The following is an 18,562-nucleotide window of genomic DNA, read 5'->3' as shown; positions in this document are numbered from 1 at the left end:
TCAAGTACCCGGAGGCAACCTAGTTGCAAAAGAAAACTGGCTCGCAAAGGGGAACTGTCCTGAATCGCAATGAAGGAGAGTCCACCTGGTTCAGCGCCACCAGGTGTCGACCCACACTCGGGTCGCGTTGCTGAGCCAATAGTAGTTCCTCCACAGGTACACCACTGCGAGACCGATCGCGATGTAGATTAACCACTTCGATGCTAGTGCGCGGTCCATCGTTTAGCTCCAACCGGCAGCGGTATAGCTTGACGCATTTTACTCTCCAGCCGTTTGATCCGCGAATTCCAGTAGCGCTTTCGGAGGCGAGATATCACAATCATTCGACCTTGGGAGGACAAATCATGACGCCGACCGCCGATCAGCTGGTTCACACTTATTCGATCGTCGCGCGCGATCCTGACACCGGGCAGCTTGGCGTCGCCGTGCAGTCGCATTACTTCGGCGTTTTCATGGTCGCGTGGGCGGAAGCTGGCGTAGGCGCGGTCGCGACGCAGGCGTTCGGGGATCCCGCGTATGGGCAGCTCGGACTCGACTTGATGCGCGCGCAAAAGAGCGCGCCCGACACGCTCGCGGGTCTGCTCGCGGCGGATTCGATGAAGGAACTTCGGCAGGTAGCGATGGTCGATGCGCAGGGAAGAGTCGCCGCGCACACCGGTTCGAATACGATTCCCAAAGCTGGACACATCGTCGGTGAAGGATTTTCCGTGCAGGCCAACATGATGCTCAAGAACTCGGTCTGGCCCGCGATGGCCGAGGCGTACACCAGCGCGAAGGGCGAACTCGTCGATCGGCTTCTCGCTGCACTCGACGCGGCTGAGGCTGAAGGCGGTGACATTCGCGGACGCCAATCGGCGGCGATCCGGATTGTCGAACCAAAGAGCACGGGACGGCCATGGATCGACACCATCTTCGATCTTCGGGTTGACGACGGCGCCGAGCCGCTGGTCGAGATTCGCCGTCTCGTCGCCGTCCGCCGCGCCTACATTCATATGCGGCTTGCCAACGAGGCGGCTCAGCGCAGCGATCTCGAAACGACCGAGCGCGAATTCACCGCTGCTGAGCGTCTCATCGGCGACAATCCCGAAATGCGCTACTGGCATGCGATGTCCTTGCTCAGTCTTGGCAAGATCGACGACGGTCTTGCGATACTGCGTGAAGTCGGACGGCGCGATCGCAACTGGATAGAGCTCACACTGCGTCTGCCAGATTTCAGGCTGAGAGCCGATGCATCATTGAAAGACCGCGTGCGGAAACTGCTGGAGTGACTGTCGCGATTGAGACAAAAGCGTTTTGCCCCGCTCGCCCGCAGGAGTTAGTCTGAACGGGATAGGCGAACCCGGAGTACCCAGATGCCCGAAACCAATGTTGCGCGCGGTGTTGCCGAGCCGGCCCCACGCGTCGAGTACGAGCTTCAGCTCTATTACTGGATGAAACTGATTCGCGCGTTCGAAGAGCGCGTCTCGCGATTGCATCGTCAGAACAAAATCCTCGGCGGCGTCTACTCCGGCGCCGGCCAGGAGGCGATCGTCACCGGCATCTGCGCGCCGCTGCACGACGGCGATTTCGTCGCGCCGCTGCATCGCGACATGGGCGTGTTCATCATGCGCGGTGTCGATCCGGGACGGCTGATGGCGCAATTGATGGGCAAGGGGACCGGCTTGTCGCGCGGCAAGGATTCGTTTCTGCACGGCGGCGATTTGGAGCACGGCGTTTTCGGATCGACCTCGATGCTTGGTTCGTCGCTGCCGGTCGCGGTTGGCGCGGCGCTCAAATTCAAAATGAAAAAGAATCCCAACGTCGCCGTCGCCTTTTTTGGCGAGGGCGCAGCGTCGCGCGGCGACGTGCATGAGGCGATGAACTTTGCCGGCGTGCATAAGCTGCGGGTCGTGTTCGTGTGCGAGAACAACCGCTACGCTTACTCGACGCCGCTCGAAAAGCAGATGGCGATCGAAGACGTCGCGGACCGCGCGGTGGCCTACGGCTTCAAGGGTTACGTGTGCTCGGGCAACGATCTGCTCGCGGTGCTCGAGTTGAGCGAGCGCCTGATTGCAAAGACCCGCGCCGGCGAGGGGCCGGTGCTGATCGAATGCAAGACCTATCGCTATCGCGGGCATAGCGAGCACGACGCGGCGCTCTACCGCGACAAGGAGGAGCTGATCGAATGGCAGAGCCGCGATCCGATCCCGCGCTTCGAATTTTACCTCGAAAAGAAAGGCCACGAGATTAAGAGCATTCGCGAGCAGATCGACGAACGGGTGAACAAGACGGTGCAGGCGGCGGTGGATTTCGCCGAGAGCAGCCCGCTGCCGGAATCTCAAGAAGCACTTGAAGATATTTATGCGCCGCCGGGCGCTTCGACTTCCACGAATACCCACGGCACTTCATCGAATGGCAGCGGCTAGACACTGAAAAAAGAATGGAAGTCACCTACATCAAGGCGATCAATTCCGCGCTGCACGAGGAGATGCGCCGCGACGAAAACGTTTTCGTCATGGGCGAGGACGTCGCCGATCTGGGCGGCGCGTTCAAGGCGACCGAAGGACTGCTCGACGCATTCGGCGAGGAGCGCGTCATCGACACGCCCATCTCGGAGGCGCTGATCGTCGGCGCGGGAATCGGCGCGGCGGTCTTGGGGATGCGTCCGGTGGTCGAGATGCAGTTTGCGGATTTCATCTCGTGCGCCTTCGATCAGATCGTCAACATGGCGGCGACCTTGCGCTACCGTCACGGTGGCAAGGCTGCATGTCCGCTGGTGATTCGTGCGCCGTCGGGCGCGGGCGTGCATGGCGCGCTGTTCCATTCGCAAAATCCCGAGGCGTGGTTCACTCGCGTGCCGGGTCTCAAGGTGGTCGCGCCCGCCACGCCGTACGACGCGAAGGGGATTTTGAAGAGCGCAATTCGCGACGGCAACCCGGTCGTGTACTTCGAGCACAAACGCCTGTATCGCAGTATCAAAGAGGATCTCCCAGAGGGCGACTTCACAGTGCCAATCGGAGTCGCTGAAATACGCAAGGAAGGCGGCGACCTTTCGATAATCACGTACGGCGGCACGCTCGGGCAATCGCTCGACGCGGCGCGAATCGTGGAAAAGGAAGACGGGCTCGCGGTCGAGGTGCTCGATTTGCGCACGCTGCTGCCGCTCGATCGCGAAGCGATACTCGCGACCGCGCGCAAGACCGGCAAGGTGCTGGTCGTGCATGAGGATCGGCTGACGGGCGGAATTGGCGGCGAGGTCTCCGCGATCATCATGGAGAATGCGTTCGAGTTTCTCGACGGTCCGGTGCGCCGGGTCGCGGCGGCGGACGCGCACGTCGCGTTCAGTCCGCCGCTCGAGGACTTTATTTTGCCGAGCACCAACAAAATCGTGGACGCGATTCGCAGCCTGGCGGCGTACTGAGATGGCGATCGACGTAACGATGCCGCAGATGGGCGAGAGTGTTGTCGAAGGCACGATCACGAAGTGGCTGGTCAAGGAAGGCGACGTCGTCACCGAAGATCAGGCGCTGGTTGAGATTTCAACCGACAAGGTGGACACCGAGATACCGTCGCCGGGGGCGGGACGAATCGCGAAGATCGTTGCAGCCGAAGGGCAGACGTTGCCGGTCGGCGCGACACTCGCGGTAATCGAGCCGGCGGGCGCCGAGGCCCCGGCGAAATTGAAAGTCGTCGCGCCGAAAGCTGCGCCGAAGCCGGATCCTGCGCCAGCGCAGGTGAAGCCCGCACCGCCGCCGCAGCCCGCGCCGACTCCGTCGCCGCAGCCGATGCAAGCGGCGGGCGCCGGACTTCGTGAAGCTGAAACTGACGCGGGAGGTCCGCGGCGGTTTTCTCCGGTCGTGCTGAAAATCGCGGCGGAAGAGGGCATCGATCTGAGTCACGTGCCGGGGACCGGCATTGGCGGACGCGTCAGCAAGCGCGACTTGCAGCGCTACCTCGACACGCTGCGCAAGGGCGGAACCCCGAGCGTTGCCGCACGGCCGCAGACCAACGGAGTTGCGCAGAGCAGCTCGCGCCCCGCAACGAGTCCCGCATCGACGACGCAAGCGCCCGCGCAAACAGGTCCGGGGTTCAAGCCTCCCGTCTATCAGCCCATCGAAGGCGATATCGTCGAGTCGTTCACCCGACGGCGCAAGCTTATCGCCGAGCACATGGTGTACTCGAAGACGCATTCGCCGCACGTGGGAACTGTCGCGGAAGTCGATGTCACCAGTGCGATGCGGCTGCGCGAGAAGCATAGAGATGAGTTCGCGCGTCGGGAAGGATTCAATCTCACGTTTCTGCCGCTGGCCGCCGCGGCGACCGTTCGAGCGCTGAAGGAATTTCCGCGAATGAATGCGTCGGTGGTCGGCGACTCCGTCGTGACGCGCCGCGCGATCAATCTGGGCATCGCGATGGACACCGACGAAGGCCTGCTGGTTCCGGTGATCAAGGCGGCGGAAGGGATGTCGGTGGTCGGAATTGCGCGCGCGATCGAAACTCTGCGCCGCAAAGTCGCCGAGAAGAAGATCACGGCGGACGATCTCGCGGGCGGCAGCTTCACGCTCTCGAATCCCGGGCGCGAGGGCAATCTCTACGGCTTCGCGATCATCAATCAGCCGCAGGTCGGTATCCTGCGGATGGGCGAGGTGAAGAAGCGGCCAGTGGTCGTCGAAGTTGACGGCGCCGACGCGATCGCGATCCGCACGATGATGTACCTGGCGCTGTCGTACGACCATCGCGTCGTCGATGGCGTACTTGGCAACAGCTTCCTCTACCGCGCCGCCCGCATCCTGGAAGAAGCCGACTTCGAACTATAGCGGCACTGTTCCGTCATCCTGTGCGTAGCGAAGGATCTCGCGCGTAGCGCGTACTGGCGGACGCCGGGCGCAGGAGCGTCCGTCGAGATTCTTCGCTTCGGCAGCCTCCGCTCAGAATGACGGAATGCGCGAGCGGTTTACGCTGGGTGCATGCCCTGGTGCGCTCGCAATTGTTGCAGCATGTTGGCGATTTGGCTGCTCAAGTCGCCGATTGTGCGGCTTAGGGCGGCGGCGGCTTCGGTGTTATCGCCGGGTTTGGAAGGTTGGGTCAGGTTGGATTCAACCGTGTACAAGATGTTTTTGCCGGTGGAGTCGAGGACTGTCCATTTTGCCGACAGCGTCGCGGTGCCTTGGGCGTCGGTCTCGAAGCGGGAGACGTCGATCTGCACCTGCATGTCGATGTGCACGGTGTTGTACCACGGGAAGACGATCACTGCGGCGCCGGCTTGAGCGGCCAAGTCGCGCTCCATCGCGCGGGTGAATCCGTTTTGTATCGACTCGCCCCATCGATCTTCTTTCGACAGTTCGAGACGATTCGGCGCCATTCGCGTCACTATTTCCGGACGATCGAGGTATGGAGGCAGCTTGATCGGTCCTAGTCCGATCGTGAAATCACCCCCGGTGCTTTGCGCGGTAGCTGGTGGTGTCGTTGGCGCCGTGGTGTCGGCGGTGGGTGTGAGAAGATAGAACTTCGAGATATCTTTTTGCGGGGCGAGGATCGCTTTCGCCATATAGGAGCACCCGGTCAGCGAGGCCGCAATCGCACCCGCGAGGAAAATTCTGAAAAAACTGGTCAAGGTCATCGCTTAGTCCTGGCTGAAGTCGCGGCCGCGAACGATCGCGCTCGGGTTGCGCTGCAGATAGTCGGCCAACTCTTTAATCGAATGCGCGGCGGCGGAGACGTCCTGAAGCGTCTGTATCGCCTGGTAGTTGATGGGAGAGTTCGGCTCGATCGTGGTCTGCACCGTGCCGAGCGTCAGCCGCGCCTGCTTCACTGCGGCGTCGGCCGAAATCGAAGTTTTCTGCAAGGATTCCGACAGCGGCCGCACCTGGCCGTTCACTGTGTGGAGAGTCTGCTGCGCGCCGGCCAGAGTGTGATCAAGTTGCTCGCGCGTTTGTTCGGAATTGTTGATCGCTTCCCTGAGCGAAGGCGATGTGGTGATTTGCCTTATCGAATCGAGCATCCCGGTCATCTGGGTGAACACCGCGTTGAAGTCTACCTTGTCGAGCCGTTCGAAAATTCGCACTGCGACCGCCTGCGCCTGTTCGAGCGTGTTCGGAACCGCGGGAATCTCCTGGAGCGGGGAACCGGGCGGCGCGACCATTTGAATCGGCGTGTTCGGCTGGATGTCCAGCGCCACGTACATCAGGCCGGTGACGAAGCTGTCCGAGCCGAGCTGCGCGCGCATCCCCTCGCGGATCAGGTTGGGAACCGTATGCGGGTCGTCGAGGTCGATCGCGGTGCCGCCGTGGGAGACGATCTTGTCTTCGTCGAGCTCGATGATCACCGGGATGCGCACGTCGGCGCGGAGCTTGCCGTTATCGCGGTTAACGTCCTGCTCGAGGCGCAGCTTGATGCGCTTGACGGCGCCAATCTCGACGCCCTTGAACTTGACCGGCGCGCCGACTCGCAGGCCGTTGATGTCGCCGCCGAAGTAGATGACAAATTCGTGGGTCTTGCGGAACAGGCTGCCCGAGCCGAAGACCACGACCGCGGCCAGGATGAGGCCGATTGCGCCGAGAACGAACGCGCCAACCGTTGCGGGATTGATTCGCTTACCCATGTTGCCCCTCTGCTTTTTCCGTTTTGTGATCTTCTGCGCCGCGGGTCAGGAAAGCTTGCACACGCTGATCGGTGGAATGCGCCAGCAGGTCCTTGGGGTCGCCGTGCGCGATCATCGTCCTGCTCTCCGCGTCGAGAAAAATACTGTTGTTGCCGATTGCAAAAATGCTGGCCAGCTCGTGGGTGACGACAACCACGGTCGCGCCCAGGTTGTCGCGCAGCTCGAGGATCAAGTCGTCAAGCAGGCGGGAACTTATCGGATCGAGGCCGGCCGACGGCTCGTCGAAGAAAAGTATTTCGGGATCGAGCGCGATCGCGCGTGCGAGTCCCGCGCGCTTTTGCATCCCGCCACTGATCTGGCTCGGATAGTAGCCCTCGAAGCCCTTGAGGCCGACCAGAGCCAGCTTGAGCGCGGCGACGTCGCGAATTTCCGACTGCGACAGATCGGTAAATTCGCCGAGCGGCAGTCCGACGTTTTCCGCCAGCGTCATCGAACTCCACAGCGCGCCGCTTTGATAGAGCACGCCGAAGTGCCGCAGCATCGCCTCGCGCTGCTCCGGCTCGCCCTTGGTGAAATTGAAATCGCCGTACCAGACTTCGCCCTTGGCCGGCTCGATCAGTCCGAGCATGTGGCGGAGCAGGGTGCTTTTGCCGCTGCCGCTACCGCCCATGATTATGAAGATGTCACCGTGATTGACGGTGAAGTTTATATCTTTCATCAACACGAAGGTTCCGTACGCCATCGTCAGATTCTTCACGATAATTGGCGGCGGACCGTCCTTAGGAAACGAGACCGCCGATGACGGTTTTCCGTCCGATGCTCTTATCGATGGATGCGTGGTGGCCATTTCAGCGCGTCGCGCTCGTCTCGCGACTGTAGCTCCGGTTAATTTGCTCGGCGATGTACTGAAAGACTTCGCGCCAATTCCGCGGGTCGATTCCGTCGTCGTCCGCCGTCCGTACGATCACGACTTTCGTCTTTGGCGAGACGAAGATGAACTGGCCGTATGTGCCGATGCCCATATAGCTGTGGTCGCCGTGACCTTGCGAAACACCCCACCAGAAATACTTGTAGTACCCGCCCTTGTCCTGCCATCGAGAGAAAGTCTCCCATGGCCGACGGTCCGCCGGATCCGGGGCAGTCGATTCGAGGATCCAACGCTCCGGAACAATCTGCTTGCCATCCCAGTTGCCGCCATCGAGGTACAGGCGCCCGAACTTGGCCAGGTCAATCGCGCGCGCGTTGAGCAAAATCGGCGTGAGCTCGAAACCATCCGCGTCGCTGTCGATGCTCCAAGTGGCTGGATATTCCATGCCGACGGGTTTCCAGATTTTCTCCTGGAGATATTGGCTGGGCGCGCGACCGGTAGTCCGTTCGAGGATCATGCCGATCAGCTCCGCGTTGAAGTTGTTGTAGTGAAACGATTGGCCCGGCGGGTCCATGATCTTCAGATCCGATAGCAGCAGTTGCCGGATATCGGGGTAGTAGCCTGCCAGCACGAATTCGTCCCATGGGAAAAAGCTGATGCGGTATTGGATGCCCGAGCCCATCGTCAGAAGATTCCTGACCGTAATCGCGCCGAAGCCCTGGTCCTTCAGCTCCGGCAGGTAGTTTACGATCGGATCGTCGAGACTCTTGATATAGCCCTCGCCGATCGCGATACCGACCAGCGCCGAGGTGACGGACTTCGACAGCGACCATGCGGTGCAGACAGAATCGCGCGCGAAGCCGTTGAAATAGTCCTCGGCGAGCAACTGGTTGTCACGGACGACAATGAAGGCATGAGTGCGCGTCCTTCGAAGAAGGTCATCGAGCGAGACCCGCTTGACGACCTCGCCGTCTGCGTATTCCACCGTGGCCGGGACCCGGCCGCTGCCGCCCGGCGCGAAATGAAAGGCGGCCGGCGACTTGTCGATCGTATGAAACCCGTAACGCAGGTAATCGTCGGAACGGGGCGAGACGACGCGTTGCGCACCCCACACGAAATAGCGATAGAGGTAGCCCGGTCGAGTCCACGGCGCGGCGCTCGCCGGAGAGTCGAGCATGAGCGCAGCCGCGAGGCTGACCAACACCGCTACGAGCGGCGCTGCGATCCACGTTTTGTGAATTATTGGGATAAGCACCTAGATCCCGATGACGTTGAAGATGAAGGCGAAGATGCCGCAGGCGACGATTACGTAAACGACTCCCGTGACTACCGCCTCGGTCGCTGCGTCGCCGACCGCCGACGAGCTGTCGCCGCACTGGAATCCGCGCAGGCATCCGGCGACCGCGATGATTATGCCGTAAACGGCGGCTTTGAAGACGCCGCCGAAGATGTCGGTGAGCGTGACCGCTGCCCGCGTTTCGCGAAGATAGGTGCCAAGCGGGATATGCAGCATCGTGGCGCTGACGAGCGCTCCTCCGGCCACGCCCAGGCAATCGGAGTACACGCACAGGAGCGGGATCATCAGGAACAGGGCGAGCACGCGCGGCAACACCAGGAATTCGAGCGGCGAGATTCCCATCGTGGTCAGCGCGTCGATTTCCTGCGTCACTTTCATCGAGCCGAGCTGCGCGGCAAACGCTGCTCCGGTGCGGCCCGCCATGATGATCGCCGCCATCATCGCGCCCATGTCGCGGCTCATTGCAATTCCAACCAGATCGGCGACGAAGATTGTTGCGCCGAACTGTTGCAGCTGCACCGCGCCTTCGAATGCGAGAATCACACCGACCAGGAAGGTGACCAGGGTGACGATGCCGAACGCGTTTGCCCCGCAATCCTGGATTATGATCATCAGATCGACTCGACGAAAACGCGCCTTGCCGAAGGGCAGCTTTGCGAACGCTATCGTCACTTCGCCGAAGAAGCGCAGAAAATCATCCAGCCCCTGTGCGTACGAAATCGCTTCGTGGCCAAGCTCTTCGATGAACGTACTATGCGACACTTCGGCGCGGGCGCCGGTTTTTTCCGGCACCGCCTCGGCGAGCTGGATCAGGCTGCGGACGCCTTCGGGCAGCGGGCTCCAGTCGGCGGGCAACTTGCGCTTATGGCAAAGCTCGCTGATGCCGATGAGGAAGGTGAGCAGGCCGCTGTCCCAGTCGCGAAGATCGGCGGCGTCGAAAGTCAGCCGGGTCGGCTTCGGCGCGGCGTCGAGTTGTTTCTCGACGAGGGCGGCCGAGGGCAAGCCGTGACGAAGATGCCAATCGCCGACGAGGCGGACGACGAGCGTGGATTTATCGGCGCGCGCAAACGAAAGTTCGCCCGATTGTTGGGATTGTTTGTGCGCCTCCATCGGTGCGGCTCAATAGAGCACGCCGATAAAAGGTAGCACAATTCGTCGCCTTTCGATGGGTTAACAGGCCTTTTCGCAAGCCAACAGCGGGCGCATCGAATACAATATTTTGCGTGAAAGCGATGGTGGTCGAGAAGCCGGCGCCGATCGAATCGGATCCGCTCCACGCGATCGACGCGGACGTGCCGGAGCCGGGACCAGGCGAAATTCGGGTGCGCGTCAGCACCTGCGGCGTATGCCGCACCGATCTTCACGTGGCTGAAGGTGACCTGCCGCCGCGCCATCCGCGAATTATTCCCGGTCATGAAGTCGTTGGCGTCGTGGACAAGCGCGGAGTCGGCGCGGCGCGATTCAAGCAGGGCGATCGAGTGGGTATCGCATGGCTGCGCGAGACTTGTGGCGTCTGCGTCTATTGCCGTCGCCGCCGCGAAAATCTCTGCCCCAATGCGCGTTTCACCGGTTACGATCACGACGGCGGTTACTGCGAGTTCGCCGTCGCGCGCGAGGACTTCGCGTACGCGCTCTCCGATTCGCTGGGCGATGAAGAAGCGGCGCCGCTGTTGTGCGCCGGAATCATAGGATTTCGCGCAATCAAGCGCGCCGAAGTAAAGCCCGGCGCGACGGTCGGGCTCTACGGTTTTGGCGGCTCGGCACATCTCGCGATCCAGGTACTGCGTTATTGGGGATGCCGCGTGTTCGTCATGAGCCGCGGCGGACCGCATCGCGACCTGGCAAAAGATCTCGGCGCCGAATGGATTGGCAATGCAGAAGACGCGCCGCCTGCGCCACTCGACGCCGCAATTTTGTTCGCGCCCGCGGGAAATCTCGTGCTGCCGGCTCTGGAAGCACTCGACCGCGGCGGAATTCTCGCGGTCGCGGGAATTTATCTAAGTCCAATTCCGGCGCTGGACTACGAAAAACATCTCTTCTACGAAAAAGAATTGCGCAGCGTGACCGCCAACACGCGCGCCGACGGCGAAGAGTTCCTGAAACTCGCCGCCGAGATACCGATTCGAATCAGCACGATGGCTTTCGGCCTCGCCGAAGCCAACGTCGCGCTCAAGATGCTCAAGCACGACGAGATCAAAGGCGCCGGCGTGCTGCGAATTTCGTGAAAGCTACCAAGGCTGCCAGAGCCTGACGCCTACCTGACCCCAGTACGCCAGATAGCTCGTGAGTCCCACGCACGCCATTGCGACGAGGAAGGAATGTATCCGGACGCCGCGATGAATTGGCGATTGCGACGACATCAGCACGAGCGCGAGTCCGATTAGCGAAAACATCGCGAATGCGATCGTGCCGACGAAATACGCAAGCGATGCCACCCCGATGCGCGCGAGGTAAACTGGCTCCGAGGTCAGCGCCATCGCGAATGCGGCAATCAGTGAAACCGTCGCGAGCAGCGGAAGGATTCGGATCGCGAGATGCTCAACGTTAGCGCCGAAAATCCTGCGCGGGATCCAGATCAAGGCGAACACGATCGACGACAGCATCGCGAGGATCGCGCCGAGCACGAGCACCAATCGTATCATCGGCCAGGTCGGATCCGTTTTGACGAAGTAGGCCGGGATCGGGAGGTCGGGTGGCAGCGACGTGACCATCACGACATTATCTTTGCCATCGGTGGTGAAGATCGTGGTCGCTTCTTCGCTGTGTTCGGTGCGGAATTGGTTGTTGCCGACTGGAATCAACGATCGTGGCGGGCCCAGCACTGGCCGCACTTGGATCGCGCCGTTCTTTACACTGACGAATTGCCCGCCGAGCAGCAGGTCCGCGAAGCGCAGCTTCTCCTGCCGCGATGACGCGAACTGATAGTAACCCGTCCACTCCGACGCTCCCGGCGGCAGCTTCGCGGCGGGCTCCTGATGCGCCTTCGCGCCGCGCGTCATGTACGCGTAGAGGATTTGCTCGATCTCCCGGAACGCGTGGCCACCGTTTTGCGACGCATCGTTGATCGAAAAAAAGTAACCGACGCCCGCCTCCGGCACATAGACGTAGCGCGACAGGAAGCCGTCGATTCCACCGTCATGCCCGCGTTGAATCAGCGCCTCTCCCTGGTCCTCGTAGTTGCCCAGTCCGTAGCCGGCCTTCAGTCCGTCGCGCGCCGCGAGCGACGTCTCGGGCGTCTCCATTCTGGTGATCGATTCCGGGCTGACGATCCTCGCGCCGTCGAGCGCGCCGCGATTCAGCATCATGCGGACGAATCGCGCCATCTCGTGCGCTGAGGATTTCATTTCTCCCGCCGGCCGCAAATAAATCGGGAAGTAGGGCACCGGCTTTTCGGCGTCATAGCCCTGCGCCAGCGTGTTCGTCACTGCGGGTGTCAGCCGCATATCGGAATGCGCCATACCGAGCGGGCGCAGAATGTTTGCCCCGATGTAGTCTTCGAGCGGAACGCCCGCCGTCTTCTCGACGATGTATCCAGCCAGCCCGTAGCCGGGATTCGAGTACGACATCCGCGACCCCGGCCGCCATCGCACATGCTCGGGGCCGGCGAAATGCGTGAGCGTCCATAGCAGCGGCCGCGGATTGTCGGGCGGCGAGTCGAAATCGTAAAACTCGGCCAGCGAGAAATCGTCGAAGCCCGCGGTATGCTCGAGCAGATTGGCGAGCGTGACGGGATTCGTCGCTTCCCACGGATTCACAACCGGAATCTCCGGCGCAACGTCTGCGACTTTTTCGTCGAGGCTAAGCTTGCCGCGCTCAGCCAGTTGCAGAGCAGACAACGCGACGAAGCCCTTGGTGATCGATCCGACGCGGAACATCGTGTCGGCGGTGACGTCGCGATTTGCCGCGAGGTCCGCCTTGCCGACGCCGCCGGTCCACACGACTTGATCCTTGTTGACCAGCGCGATTCCGACGCCGGGCACTTTGTATTTTTTCAGGATCGCCGATACCGCCGACCTGAGTTCGTCAATGTTGGCTGGGACCGGCGTCTGCGCTGTGCTTTTCGATTCGGCGGAACAAGCCGCAATCGCGAGCATCGCGACGACTCCAGCGATCGCCGCGACTTGGTTGTGCAAGTTTGGCTTCATCAGAGCGACCGCTTCATTAGTATTCGTTGACGTGCCGACGCGATGCTTGCTAGCCTTCAACTGTTGCGATTTAACGTATATATCAAGCGCCAGAGGCATCAATGGCATTAGTCAAAAGCGGACTCGAGTCGTCCAAGGGCGACGAGATTCTGCTCGGCGATACTGCGGTCCTGACCCGGCTGGACAAGGCGCTGGGCTGGGCGCGAAAATTTTCGATCTTTCCATATCCGTTCGCCACCGCATGCTGCGCGATGGAATATATGTCGCTCTCGATGACGCCTTACGACATCGATCGGTTCGGCGCGCTCTTGCCGCGCTTCACGCCGCGCCAGGCCGACTTGCTGATGGTCATTGGCACCGTGACGGTTCGCCAGGGGCCGATCCTGCGCCGGGTTTACGAGCAGATGGCCGAGCCGAAGTGGGTGATGGCGTTTGGTGCGTGTGCTTCGACCGGAGGCTTCTACGACAACTACGCGACCTTGCCGGGAATCGACAGGATCGTCCCGGTTGACGTGTATGTTCCCGGATGCCCACCGCGGCCAGAGGGCGTGCTCGACGCGCTGATGGCGTTGCAGCGGAAAATCCAGGGTCAGAAGCAGAAACTGATGGCGCTCAGCGAAAAGCATCCCGCCTGAACCACGCAACGAGCGAACCGGATTCACATGGAACGCATTCTGACTCGCTGGCTGGATATCCCTGACCTTCGCAAACTCGACGTGTACCTTGCGAATAACGGCTACAAGGCCGCGCGCAAGGCATTCTTCGAGATGACGACCGACGACATCATCAACGAGATCAAGAACTCGAACCTTCGCGGGCGCGGCGGTGCGGCGTTTCCGACCGGCGTCAAGTGGAGCTTCATCCCGAAGGACTCCAAGAAGCCGGTCTACGTCTGCGTCAACGGCGATGAGAGCGAGCCGGGCACCTTCGCCAATCGCTATCAGTTCGAAAACGATCCGCACGGCATTATTGAGGGAATCCTGATCGCGTGCCGCGCGGTCGGTTCGCATACTGCGTACATCTACATGCGCGGCGAATTCAGCGTGCAGCAGCGCAGCATGGATGCGGCCCTCGCCGACGCGCGCGCCGCGGGCTACGTCGGCAAGGATGTCATGGGCTCCGGCTACGGGGTGGACATCTGGACGCATAAAGGCGCGGGCGCGTACATCTGCGGCGAGGAAAGCGCACTGCTGGAATCGCTCGAAGGCAAGCGTGGCTACCCGCGCAACCGGCCGCCGTTTCCCGCGATCGTCGGCGCCTTCGGCTGTCCAACAGTGGTCAACAACATTGAGACCTTGTCGAACGTGCCGCACATCATCAATCGCGGCGCCGCCTGGTATAAGGCCATTGGTCCCGAGAAGAGTCCCGGCACCAAGCTGGTATGCCTCTCAGGCCACGTGAATAAGCCCGGCCTGTACGAGTTACCAATGGGCACGCCGATGAAGGAAATTATCTACGACATCGGCGGCGGCATTCTCGGCGGCAAGACGCTCAAGGGCGTGATACCGGGCGGCGCGTCATTCCCGGTCCTCAACAAGGAGGAGTCCGAGCGCGCGATTTTCGATTTCGACTCGATGCGCACGATTGGCTCGGCGATGGGCTCCGGGGTGGTGATCGTCATGGACGAAAACACCTGCATGATCGATATGCTGCTGACGACCGCGCACTTTTATCATGACGAATCGTGCGGGCAGTGCACGCCGTGCCGCGAAGGATGCGGCTGGATCGAAAAAATCATGACCGAGATGGAAGCAGGGCAGGGCAGGATCGAGCAGCTCGAGCTGCTCAACAACATCTCCGACAACATGGTCGGCAACACGATCTGCGTGCTCGCCGACAGCATCGCGATGCCGGTCAAGAGCTATGTCGCCAAGTTTCGCGATGAATTCGAAGCGCACATCAAGCTCGGGCGCTGCCCGTTCAAGACTAGTTCGGCCCAGCAAGCCGCCTGACAGGACTCACTGAAAGCGATGCCCAAGCTTACGATCGACGGCAAGGAAGTCGAAGCTGGCGCCAACCTGAATGTCATTCAGGCGGCCGAACTTCTCGACATCGAGATTCCTCACTATTGTTTTCATCCCGGATTGTCGATCCCAGGTAACTGTCGCATGTGCCTGGTCGAAGTCGAGAAGGCGCCCAAGCTCCAAATCGCCTGCAATACGCGCGTCGCCGACGGTATGGTCGTTCACACCACCAGCGACAAGGCGAAGGCCGCGCAGAAGGCGGTGCTCGAATTTCTGTTGATCAATCATCCGATCGACTGCCCGGTTTGCGATCAGGCCGGCGAGTGCAAGCTGCAAGATTACTACATGGATTACGATCAGCAGCCGTCGCGTTTTCCGCTGCCCGAGAAAAATCACAAGGGCAAGGCGATCGACATCGGCTCGGGCGTGATGCTCGATCAGGAGCGATGCATCCTGTGCGCGCGATGCACGCGGTTTTTCGACGAAGTGACGAAGACCTCAGAGCTGGCGATTTTCGAGCGCGGCGATCACAACCGCATCGACATCAATCCGGGACAGCCGGTTAACAACAAGTACGCCGGCAACGTCGTCGACATCTGTCCGGTCGGCGCGCTCACCGAAAAAGAATTTCGCTTCCGCATGCGCGTCTGGTACCTGCATCGCACGGCGTCGGTGTGCGGCGGATGCGAGCGCGGTTGCGCGATCGACATCCATCACCATCGCGGACGCATCTACCGCTTCAAGCCGCGCTACAATCCCGGCGTCAATGACTACTGGATGTGCGACGAAGGCCGGCACAGCTTTCCGGCGCTGCAGAACGAAACGCGCCTCACGTCGCCGCTGGTGCAGGCGAAGGATCAGCTCGTCGTCGAGCCGTGGGGCGAAGGAGTCAGGCGCGCGGCATCGATCATCGCGGACTACAAACGCACCTACGGCGGCAATTCGATCGCGGCGGTCGTCGATGCGACCGCTACAAACGAAGAAACATTCATACTCAAAGAATTGATGAAGAGAACGATCGGCTCGGATCGAATCGCGATGCTCAACTGGTCGCCGCCGGGTGTCAGTGGCGACGACGAATTGCTGATTCGCGCCAACAAAAATCCCAACACGCGCGGACTCGCGGCGCTCGGGCTCAAGGCCGACGGACTCGACACGCTCGCGTCGGCGGTCGCGTCGGGCGAGCTCAAGATGCTGATCGCATTCCGCGCCGACCTGGTTCGTGCGCTCGGCGAAGAGGAATTCGTCAGGCGCTTCGGCGCGCTCGACTACATGCTGGTGCTATCGACAGACGCCAACGAGACTTGCCAGATGGCGAACCAGGTCTGGCCGATCGCGGCGTATCCGGAAATCGATGGCAGCGTCACGAACTTCCAGGGCCGCGTGCAACGAATCAACGCGGCGTTCCCACCGCCTGGAAACGCAATTGCCGGCGTCGAGGCGATCGCGCGACTGGGCCACGCACTGGACGGCGTCGATCGTCCGCACACAGCCGACACCGTCTTCGCCGCGATGGCAGCGGCGGAGCCCGCCTTCAAGGGCCTAAGCCTCGCGAATCTCGGCGAGCACGGCGTAGATCTGGCCGCGAGCTGAACAGACAGTCGGCGAAGAACCACGAATTCGGACCCTCACCCGACACTCAAGGTCTCGCGTCGGCCGCTCCCTGATAGAGAGAGGCGAATTGAAGAATTTCTCAGCCTGCGTGACAGTTGAAGCGGAAGCCTGATTTGCCGGTGTGAATCCGGGCGATTCGGGTTTTGATCTTTGGCGTGATTGGCAGGTCGGGAAACGCCTTGACGAATGCTTGCAGACCCGCGGACGTCTTGTCGGCGTTTTCGCAGGCGCAAATTCCTGAGAGGAGTTCTGATTCGAGGCTGTCGATTTCGCCTTGTGCTTCGGATGCGTAGTCGTCGGGATACGTCGTGCGGAAGGTCAGCCAGCCGCGATAAAGATCGACCATCAGCTTTCCGTCGAAGAGCGTGCATCCCGATTCGCCGGTCTGCTGCTGGATATAGGCGGGGAACGGGCCGTTGCCGTCGGGTTCTGTGCGCGAGTAAATGTCGAAAAAAGTGCGGTCGGCTTTGGTACCCTGCTTGCGCGCGAGGCTTTTGAAGTAGTCGACGCTCGGGCGCACGACTATCATCGCTTCCCGAACCACGATGAACCCCTGCATCTGGTGCTGAACTTGCTGATACTGCGATTCGCTGAGGTCGGGCAGGATTGCTTGTAGCTGCGGGCTCGTCTGCATGCCGGCCTCGAAGATCGGCTCGATAGGACTCTTGCCGCCCGATGTCCTCAAGTGGTCGAGCGCCGATGCGTAGGCTGACACTGCGGGCGGTATCTCCACATCCGCGGCGGATGCCTGGATCGCGAAGCACGAGAGCGCGATAGCGGCGGCAAGGAGCGCGCGGACGAAAGCGGGCGATGGATTGACGGATGTGAGCAAGCGGCCTCGATCGGTAGCATCGCGATCGCATCGCGCGCAAGTGTGCGCGCAACGCCTGATCGAGTCCGCACCGCGCTGACGTCAGTTTGAGCTACTCTTTGGAGGGCTGGAACACTATCTCGACGTGATCCAGATAGCTGAGCAGCTGGCGCGCCAGCGTCGTCACCGCGCCATCGTCGCGAATCGCGGCGGCACTTTCGAGCGACCGGCCTATTTCGGTCATCGCGTCGAATCCGTAGCTGCCCCCTTCGCCCTTGACCCGATGCGCAATGCGGCTGATCTCAGCGTAGTCGTGGCGCGTCACTGCCTCGAAAATCGTGTCGATGTCAGCGCGTTTGTGCCTAAGAAATCCCGGGATCAGGTCGGTCAGATCTTCGTCCACTTCCACTATTACTCGGTCCTGCATGTTTCCTCCTTGAGATTGGCGACGTCCGCGCGTTCGTCGTCGGACTGGTTCCCTTCGACTGCGTCGCGAATCGCGTCGAGCAGCGTCGATTTTTTTACCGGCTTGGTAACGTGCGCGTCGCACCCGGCCGCCCTGGTGCGAATCACCGCTTCTTCCAGCGCCGAAGCGGTCAGCGCCACGATGGGTGTGCGGCGGCGGCTATTAGCCACCTCCCAGACTCGAATGGTGCTGGTTGCTTCGTAGCCGTCAACGATCGGCATCTGGATATCCATCAGCACCAGGTCGAACTTCCCGGCGGTGAATTTGTCGATTGCCTGCTGGCCGTCTTCGGCCTCTTCGAGATGGTAGGGGGTTTTCTTCAGATACGCGCGAATCAATGCGCGGTTGTCGTGCGAATCATCGACCATGAGAATTTGCAGCGGCCGATCGAGCATTGCCGATGTAGCCGATGCCGGCCCGATTGCCGGCGGCGGCGACTTGTCGCTGTGGGCTTCGAGCTGCACTCCGGCGCGCGCTCGCGCGACCGCCGCGAACAACTCGAGGCGTCGCACCGGTTTGACGATATAGTTGTCCACCCCGATTGCGTGCAGGCGCGCCAGCTTGTTGGTCAAATCGTTGGTCCCGAGCATCATCACGATCTGCGGCCGCCCTGGGCCGCCGTTCATCAGGAATTCGGCGACTTCTAGTCCGCCCTGCTGGGGCATCGTGCCGTCGAGCAGCACGAGCCGGAAGCGCGAGTTCTGCGCAGTGTCTCGCGTGAGTTCCACGATTGCCTTGGCCGCCGACGACGCTTGGGTCACCTGCGCGCCTTGCGCTGTCAGCAGTTCGGCGACAATCGAGCGACTATCGTCGTTGT

18 protein-coding genes are annotated in these 18,562 nt (G+C 61.2%); 8 read left to right on the top strand and 10 right to left on the bottom strand.

From position 1 onward, the window contains the following. Positions 1–90 precede the first annotated feature (90 nt). On the bottom strand, positions 91–219 hold the full coding sequence (locus VIW95_RS00330; RefSeq protein WP_331582824.1) for a hypothetical protein: 129 nt from the start codon (positions 217–219) through the stop codon (positions 91–93). A 125-nt stretch (positions 220–344) separates the two neighbouring features. Between VIW95_RS00330 and VIW95_RS00325 the strand changes: the two genes are divergently transcribed. The 4 genes from VIW95_RS00325 (at position 345) to VIW95_RS00310 (ending at position 4,796) form a co-directional block, all read left to right on the top strand. Then, positions 345–1,268 carry a DUF1028 domain-containing protein gene (locus VIW95_RS00325; protein WP_331582822.1) on the top strand — a complete coding sequence of 308 codons (924 nt, stop codon included), beginning with the start codon at positions 345–347 and terminating at the stop codon, positions 1,266–1,268. An 84-nt stretch (positions 1,269–1,352) separates the two neighbouring features. After that, the gene (locus VIW95_RS00320; RefSeq protein ID WP_331582819.1) at positions 1,353–2,405 is read left to right on the top strand and encodes a thiamine pyrophosphate-dependent dehydrogenase E1 component subunit alpha; all 1,053 of its coding nucleotides are present in this window, start codon (positions 1,353–1,355) and stop codon (positions 2,403–2,405) included. A 14-nt stretch (positions 2,406–2,419) separates the two neighbouring features. After that, positions 2,420–3,400 (top strand): alpha-ketoacid dehydrogenase subunit beta, encoded by a 981-nt coding sequence (locus VIW95_RS00315; protein WP_331582817.1) that lies wholly within the window; start codon positions 2,420–2,422, stop codon positions 3,398–3,400. A gap of 1 nt (position 3,401) precedes the next feature. Then, on the top strand, positions 3,402–4,796 hold the full coding sequence (locus VIW95_RS00310) for a dihydrolipoamide acetyltransferase family protein (protein ID WP_331582815.1): 1,395 nt from the start codon (positions 3,402–3,404) through the stop codon (positions 4,794–4,796). A 137-nt stretch (positions 4,797–4,933) separates the two neighbouring features. Here the strand turns inward: VIW95_RS00310 and VIW95_RS00305 are convergent, their stop codons facing one another. The 5 genes from VIW95_RS00305 to VIW95_RS00285 form a co-directional block, all read right to left on the bottom strand. Then, positions 4,934–5,599, bottom strand: coding sequence for a PqiC family protein (locus VIW95_RS00305; RefSeq protein WP_331582813.1), 666 nt, complete (start codon positions 5,597–5,599; stop codon positions 4,934–4,936). Between the two features lie 3 nt (positions 5,600–5,602). Continuing rightward, positions 5,603–6,580 (bottom strand): MlaD family protein, encoded by a 978-nt coding sequence (locus tag VIW95_RS00300; RefSeq protein WP_331582811.1) that lies wholly within the window; start codon positions 6,578–6,580, stop codon positions 5,603–5,605. Then, entirely contained in the window at positions 6,573–7,322 is a 750-nt protein-coding gene (locus VIW95_RS00295; RefSeq protein ID WP_349259266.1) for an ABC transporter ATP-binding protein, read from the bottom strand. Before VIW95_RS00295 ends, VIW95_RS00300 begins: the two co-directional genes overlap by 8 nt. A gap of 106 nt (positions 7,323–7,428) precedes the next feature. Beyond that, positions 7,429–8,703 carry a serine hydrolase gene (locus VIW95_RS00290; protein ID WP_331582806.1) on the bottom strand — a complete coding sequence of 425 codons (1,275 nt, stop codon included), beginning with the start codon at positions 8,701–8,703 and terminating at the stop codon, positions 7,429–7,431. Continuing rightward, positions 8,704–9,855: an ABC transporter permease gene (locus VIW95_RS00285; protein ID WP_331582804.1), complete on the bottom strand. Its 1,152-nt coding sequence runs from the start codon at positions 9,853–9,855 to the stop codon at positions 8,704–8,706. A 122-nt stretch (positions 9,856–9,977) separates the two neighbouring features. Between VIW95_RS00285 and VIW95_RS00280 the strand changes: the two genes are divergently transcribed. Beyond that, positions 9,978–10,970 carry a zinc-dependent alcohol dehydrogenase family protein gene (locus tag VIW95_RS00280; RefSeq protein ID WP_331582846.1) on the top strand — a complete coding sequence of 331 codons (993 nt, stop codon included), beginning with the start codon at positions 9,978–9,980 and terminating at the stop codon, positions 10,968–10,970. Positions 10,971–10,973: 3 nt separating this feature from the next. Here VIW95_RS00280 and VIW95_RS00275 read toward each other — a convergent pair whose 3' ends face one another. Next, entirely contained in the window at positions 10,974–12,998 is a 2,025-nt protein-coding gene (locus VIW95_RS00275) for a serine hydrolase domain-containing protein (protein WP_331582802.1), read from the bottom strand. Here VIW95_RS00275 and VIW95_RS00270 point away from each other — a divergent pair. Genes VIW95_RS00270 through VIW95_RS00260 form a run of 3 tightly spaced genes read left to right on the top strand, consistent with a single transcriptional unit; the run spans position 12,992 to position 16,447 of the window. Next, entirely contained in the window at positions 12,992–13,525 is a 534-nt protein-coding gene (locus VIW95_RS00270) for an NADH-quinone oxidoreductase subunit B (RefSeq protein ID WP_331582801.1), read from the top strand. The two genes, VIW95_RS00275 and VIW95_RS00270, sit on opposite strands and share 7 nt — an antisense overlap. Positions 13,526–13,552: 27 nt before the next feature. Beyond that, a complete protein-coding gene (gene nuoF, locus VIW95_RS00265; protein WP_331582799.1) occupies positions 13,553–14,842 on the top strand; it encodes an NADH-quinone oxidoreductase subunit NuoF in 1,290 nt (429 codons plus the stop codon). 18 nt (positions 14,843–14,860) lie between these two features. After that, entirely contained in the window at positions 14,861–16,447 is a 1,587-nt protein-coding gene (locus tag VIW95_RS00260) for a 2Fe-2S iron-sulfur cluster-binding protein (RefSeq protein WP_331582797.1), read from the top strand. 100 nt (positions 16,448–16,547) lie between these two features. Here the strand turns inward: VIW95_RS00260 and VIW95_RS00255 are convergent, their stop codons facing one another. From VIW95_RS00255 to VIW95_RS00245, 3 genes are all read right to left on the bottom strand, one after another. Next, complete coding sequence (locus VIW95_RS00255; protein ID WP_331582794.1) at positions 16,548–17,300, bottom strand: hypothetical protein; 753 nt, start codon at positions 17,298–17,300, stop codon at positions 16,548–16,550. 91 nt (positions 17,301–17,391) lie between these two features. Continuing rightward, positions 17,392–17,688 carry an Hpt domain-containing protein gene (locus VIW95_RS00250; protein ID WP_331582791.1) on the bottom strand — a complete coding sequence of 99 codons (297 nt, stop codon included), beginning with the start codon at positions 17,686–17,688 and terminating at the stop codon, positions 17,392–17,394. Positions 17,689–17,690: 2 nt separating this feature from the next. Further along, on the bottom strand, positions 17,691–18,562 hold an 872-nt coding region (locus tag VIW95_RS00245), incomplete at its 5' end, for a response regulator (protein WP_331582789.1).

The sequence above is a fragment of the Binatus sp. (SeqCode) genome, from assembly GCF_036522015.1.
Lineage (GTDB): Bacteria > Desulfobacterota > Binatia > Binatales > Binataceae > Binatus.
Note: the sequence above shows the minus strand (reverse complement) of the source record. Positions and strands in the feature narration are given on the sequence as shown.

Excerpts from the sequence above, each read along its gene's own strand:
- VIW95_RS00330 (WP_331582824.1), bottom strand. The coding sequence starts at position 219 with ATGGACCGCGCACTAGCATCGAAGTGGTTAATCTACATCGCGATCGGT.
- VIW95_RS00325 (WP_331582822.1), top strand. The coding sequence starts at position 345 with ATGACGCCGACCGCCGATCAGCTGGTTCACACTTATTCGATCGTCGCG.
- VIW95_RS00320 (WP_331582819.1), top strand. The coding sequence starts at position 1,353 with ATGCCCGAAACCAATGTTGCGCGCGGTGTTGCCGAGCCGGCCCCACGC.
- VIW95_RS00315 (WP_331582817.1), top strand. The coding sequence starts at position 2,420 with ATGGAAGTCACCTACATCAAGGCGATCAATTCCGCGCTGCACGAGGAG.
- VIW95_RS00310 (WP_331582815.1), top strand. The coding sequence starts at position 3,402 with ATGGCGATCGACGTAACGATGCCGCAGATGGGCGAGAGTGTTGTCGAA.
- VIW95_RS00305 (WP_331582813.1), bottom strand. The coding sequence starts at position 5,599 with ATGACCTTGACCAGTTTTTTCAGAATTTTCCTCGCGGGTGCGATTGCG.
- VIW95_RS00300 (WP_331582811.1), bottom strand. The coding sequence starts at position 6,580 with ATGGGTAAGCGAATCAATCCCGCAACGGTTGGCGCGTTCGTTCTCGGC.
- VIW95_RS00295 (WP_349259266.1), bottom strand. The coding sequence starts at position 7,322 with ATGGCGTACGGAACCTTCGTGTTGATGAAAGATATAAACTTCACCGTC.
- VIW95_RS00285 (WP_331582804.1), bottom strand. The coding sequence starts at position 9,855 with ATGGAGGCGCACAAACAATCCCAACAATCGGGCGAACTTTCGTTTGCG.
- VIW95_RS00280 (WP_331582846.1), top strand. The coding sequence starts at position 9,978 with ATGGTGGTCGAGAAGCCGGCGCCGATCGAATCGGATCCGCTCCACGCG.
- VIW95_RS00270 (WP_331582801.1), top strand. The coding sequence starts at position 12,992 with ATGGCATTAGTCAAAAGCGGACTCGAGTCGTCCAAGGGCGACGAGATT.
- VIW95_RS00275 (WP_331582802.1), bottom strand. The coding sequence starts at position 12,998 with ATGCCATTGATGCCTCTGGCGCTTGATATATACGTTAAATCGCAACAG.
- nuoF (WP_331582799.1), top strand. The coding sequence starts at position 13,553 with ATGGAACGCATTCTGACTCGCTGGCTGGATATCCCTGACCTTCGCAAA.
- VIW95_RS00260 (WP_331582797.1), top strand. The coding sequence starts at position 14,861 with ATGCCCAAGCTTACGATCGACGGCAAGGAAGTCGAAGCTGGCGCCAAC.